This is a genomic window from Methylobacterium sp. J-030 (assembly GCF_022829545.1).
Classification (GTDB): domain Bacteria; phylum Pseudomonadota; class Alphaproteobacteria; order Rhizobiales; family Beijerinckiaceae; genus Methylobacterium.
This window is the reverse complement of record NZ_JAKSYM010000272.1, coordinates 1-3,650: the sequence shown is the minus strand read 5'-3', so window position 1 is coordinate 3,650 and position 3,650 is coordinate 1. Positions and strand designations below refer to the sequence as shown.

At 69.7% G+C, this 3,650-nt stretch carries 6 protein-coding genes; 4 read left to right on the top strand and 2 right to left on the bottom strand.

Features of this window, described 5'->3' with window-relative positions:
- The first annotated feature begins 329 nt into the window (after nucleotides 1-329).
- The 3 genes from cysE (at nucleotide 330) to MKK75_RS20015 (ending at nucleotide 1,941) form a co-directional block, all read left to right on the top strand.
- Nucleotides 330-1,181 carry a serine O-acetyltransferase gene (cysE, locus tag MKK75_RS20025; protein WP_244044273.1) on the top strand — a complete coding sequence of 284 codons (852 nt, stop codon included), beginning with the start codon at nucleotides 330-332 and terminating at the stop codon, nucleotides 1,179-1,181.
- 89 nt (nucleotides 1,182-1,270) lie between these two features.
- Nucleotides 1,271-1,486 carry a DUF3126 family protein gene (locus tag MKK75_RS20020; RefSeq protein WP_244044272.1) on the top strand — a complete coding sequence of 72 codons (216 nt, stop codon included), beginning with the start codon at nucleotides 1,271-1,273 and terminating at the stop codon, nucleotides 1,484-1,486.
- Nucleotides 1,487-1,611: 125 nt separating this feature from the next.
- The gene (locus tag MKK75_RS20015) at nucleotides 1,612-1,941 is read left to right on the top strand and encodes a DUF6949 family protein (protein WP_244044271.1); all 330 of its coding nucleotides are present in this window, start codon (nucleotides 1,612-1,614) and stop codon (nucleotides 1,939-1,941) included.
- A gap of 4 nt (nucleotides 1,942-1,945) precedes the next feature.
- On the opposite strand, the gene MKK75_RS20010 is transcribed toward MKK75_RS20015, so the two are convergent.
- On the bottom strand, nucleotides 1,946-2,653 hold the full coding sequence (locus MKK75_RS20010; protein WP_244044270.1) for a transglutaminase-like cysteine peptidase: 708 nt from the start codon (nucleotides 2,651-2,653) through the stop codon (nucleotides 1,946-1,948).
- 317 nt (nucleotides 2,654-2,970) lie between these two features.
- On the opposite strand from MKK75_RS20010, the gene MKK75_RS20005 reads away from it, so the two are divergent.
- Entirely contained in the window at nucleotides 2,971-3,228 is a 258-nt protein-coding gene (locus MKK75_RS20005) for a hypothetical protein (RefSeq protein ID WP_244044269.1), read from the top strand.
- A 277-nt stretch (nucleotides 3,229-3,505) separates the two neighbouring features.
- Here MKK75_RS20005 and MKK75_RS20000 read toward each other — a convergent pair.
- Nucleotides 3,506-3,650: transglutaminase-like cysteine peptidase (locus tag MKK75_RS20000; protein ID WP_244041787.1), on the bottom strand; the 145-nt coding region annotated here is incomplete at its 5' end.

Here is a 3,650-nt window from a genome sequence, read left to right as displayed (position 1 = left end):
GGGTGGCACGACGGGCTGCGACCGGCACGCGGGCGCGTGTGAGGGGGAAGGGCGTCGGCGGCCGGGGGACGCCCATGCCGGCGACGCGGGCGCCGGCCGGATCCGGCCCTGGTTCGCGGCGCCGGGGGGCACCCCGCTAGGCGGGCCCGGACAAAGCCCGGGCTCAAAAGGTCTCGGACCGTGTGCGGGTGCAGGGCAGGGCCCCGCGGTCGGGCTACGCCCATGGTGGGGCTCTGCCCCGCCCCCGCCGAAGGGATACGCCCTTTGGAATCCCGGGATCGGCCGATGATCCACGGTCCGGGAACACGCTCTTACTCGGAGGCTCGGACATGAGCGCCAGTCCCGTCCGCAACGCGGAGCCCCGCGATCTCGCGGTCCTCGATCCGGTCTGGTCGCGCCTGCGCGCCGAGGCCGAGGGTGTGCTGCACACGGAGCCGCAGCTCGCCTCCTTCATCGTGGCCACCGTCCTGAACCACACCACCCTGGAAGGGGCGGTGGCCCACCGCGTCGCGGCACGCCTCGGGCATCCCTCCCTGCCGGCCGAGCTGATCGCCCACGCCTTCCACGAGGCGATCGCGGCCGATCCCGCCATCGGGCAGGCGTTCCGGGCCGATATCGGCGCGGTGATCGATCGGGATCCCGCGACGCTCCGGGCCCTCGAACCGGTCCTCTACTTCAAGGGCTTCCACGCGCTGCAGGCCTATCGCCTCGCCCACCATGTCTGGAACCGCGGTCGGCGCGACCTCGCCCTCTACCTCCAGAGCCGCATCTCGGAGGTGTTCCAGTGCGACATCCACCCGGCCGCGCGGATCGGGCGGGGTGTGTTCCTCGACCACGCCACCGGGCTCGTGGTCGGCTCGACCGCGGTGATCGAGGACGACGTCTCGATCCTGCACGACGTGACCCTGGGCGGCACCGGCAAGCAGCGGGGCGACCGGCATCCCAAGATCCGCCGCGGCGTGATGATCGGCGCCGGCGCCAAGATCCTCGGCAACATCGAGGTCGGGGCCTGCGCCCGGGTCGCGGCGGGCTCGGTGGTGCTCCGGCCTGTCCCGCCCAACACCACGGTGGTGGGCGTGCCGGCCCGCGTCGTCGGCACGGCGGGCTGCGACGATCCGGCCCGGGCCATGGACCAGCTCGTTGCGCTGGACCAGTTCATCCATCTCGGCGACGGGATCTGAAGCGGCGGGCCGCGCTTGCCGCTCCGCCCCGGGCGTGGCAATCCCCAGCCCGATCCGCGGCGTCAGCGCCGCCAGGGAGACCAGACAGCGTGACCAAAGCCGAGACCGCGAAGCTGCAGGATTACCTGCGCCGCAAGTTCGCCAACAACAGCATCCGCCTGACGGCGATGAAGACCGGCGATTCCGCCGAGGTGTTCATCGGCGAGGAGTCGATCGGCGTGATCGCCGACGACAAGGAGGACGGCGACGATTCCTTCGTCTTCCGGATGGCGATCCTGGACATCGACCTCGAAGAGGACGCCTGAACCACAGGACGAATCGGTTCCGCTGGCATCCATCTGTGCATGGGTTAACGCTAACCGGCGGTCTTGCTTAACATCCAGTAAATGACGTGGCTAAACTGCGCGCGACCTGTACAGGAGCGCGAATAATGGTCGTCACGCCTGCCGTCCTCGATTCGATCCGGACGCTGTGCATCGGCCTCGCCCTGTCGGGGCTGATCGCCAGCGCGTTCGAGCTCTTCGCGGCCCGGCGGGCGAGCTTCAGCCTGCTGGAGCGCGGCGGCCTGCCGGCGGTGGCCGCCCTGCCGATGCTGGCCTTCTCGGCGCCGTTCATCATCCTGCGCAACACCGTGCGCGGCCGGCGGATCGAGGGCCGGCCGATGCCGTTCGTGATGCTCGCCACAATGATTGCCTGCGGCTGGAGCCTGCTCTCGGGCCGGGTCGCCCTCGACCTCGCGGCGATGCTGGTCGGGGCCTGAACCGTCACGGCTCGGCGGTCGCAACCTGCGCCGCCCCGGTCTTCCCCTCCAGGGAGACCCAGGCCGGCCCGTCCTGGCCGGCGCGCTTGATGAAGCTGTAGCCGGTGCGCCGCCACGGGCGGATCGCGTCGGTCTTGTTGTCGAGGATGACGTCGCCCTGATCGGTGCGCACCGTCAGCACCGCGTGACCCTCGTTGATCTCGTCGATCACCACGGTCATCAGCAGGGCGCGCCGGGGCAGGCCGCGCTCCACCAGCATCCGCCGCTTCAGGAGCTGGTAATCCTCGCAGTCACCCGACCCGTCATCGGGGAAGTTCCAGCGATCGACGACGCCCCAATGCGCCTGATCGGTGATCGGCCGGATGCGCGCGTTGACCCGCCGGTTCACGCTGAGCAGCGTCCGCCAGACCGCCACCGTCAGCGGGATCACGCGGGGCTCGGCGGGATCGAGGGTGCATTCCTCCGGCATCCGCATGCAGAACTCGGTCCATCCCGCGATGGCGGGGACGGTGCCGGACGACTCCTCCGCGGACTGTTCACGGGGCAGGACGAGGCGCGCATGGGCGTGGGTGGTCGCGCCGCTAAGCGCCAGGATCGTGCCGATCAGGGCGAGACTGGCCGCCTGCCGCCCCCGGCGTGCCGCCCTCGCCCAGCCCCGCCAGCGCAGGGGAGCGAACGTCTGACACGTAAACCCGCCATCCGCGTGCCGCATGGTCCAAGCCCCGCCGCCCGATGATGACGGAAAGGTGACACGACGTTCCGCGATGCACAATCGGTTTAGGGGGTGAGATAACGGCCGCGCGGCAATTTGGTTCCGCTTTTTTCGGCACCGTCACCGGAAAACGGCGCATCGCAGCATGCGCTGCGCGAATACCCGTTCTGCGGAGCACTGGAAGTGCTTGATTCGCGTCAGCTTTGCCGGCTTGTCAAAAGGCGCCCGCGCGATGGATTCGCGGAGGGCGCTGACGATTTGCAAAATCTCGGCCAGTCCATGGGGACCCGGGCCGCAGCCAAAACAAGGACACCGTGATGCAGCCCGCCATCCAGCAGGTGATCAGAGCGCTCGCCGAGGATGGCCGGGCCGGCGCGATCCAGATCGCCGAGCACGCGGTCAGCTCCTATCTCGCCGACGCGCCGAGCGAGGGCGACCGGGTCCTGTCGCGGGACATCCTGGTCCGCGATCTTGCGAGCCTCAGGGGCATCGCGCCTCATCTCGCCGGCTTCATCGGCCGGGTCGAGGCCTACGTGGCGAGCCTCGCGCAGCCCTCGCTGAGCCGCGCCGCGTAAGGCGATCTCGGTTTCCTGTCGCGTCGCTCGCGCGCACGCGACGGGGATAGCCATCCAACCCACCCCCTCATCCTGAGGTGTCGCACGCAGCGGAGGCCTCGAAGGAGCCCTCCAGAAGCCCTCGCGATCCCTGGACCCCTCCTTCGAGGCCCGCTTCGCGGTCATCGCGGGATGAGCAGGTTTGGTGGGATCATCCGCTCAGCTTGAAGCCGACGCTGCCAAGCCGCTGCTTCGGCACCTGCGTGCCGAGCCGGCATCAACGGCGCCGGGAAGCGCCTTACCGGTTTGCGGTGGTGACGGGGGATGTGACGCCGCCGAGCGACACCCAGGCGACCGCGTCCTGGCTCTCGCGCTTGATGAACACGTAGCCGGTCCTGTGCCAGGGCAGGATCGCGCTGGTCTTGTTGTCGAGCACCAGATCG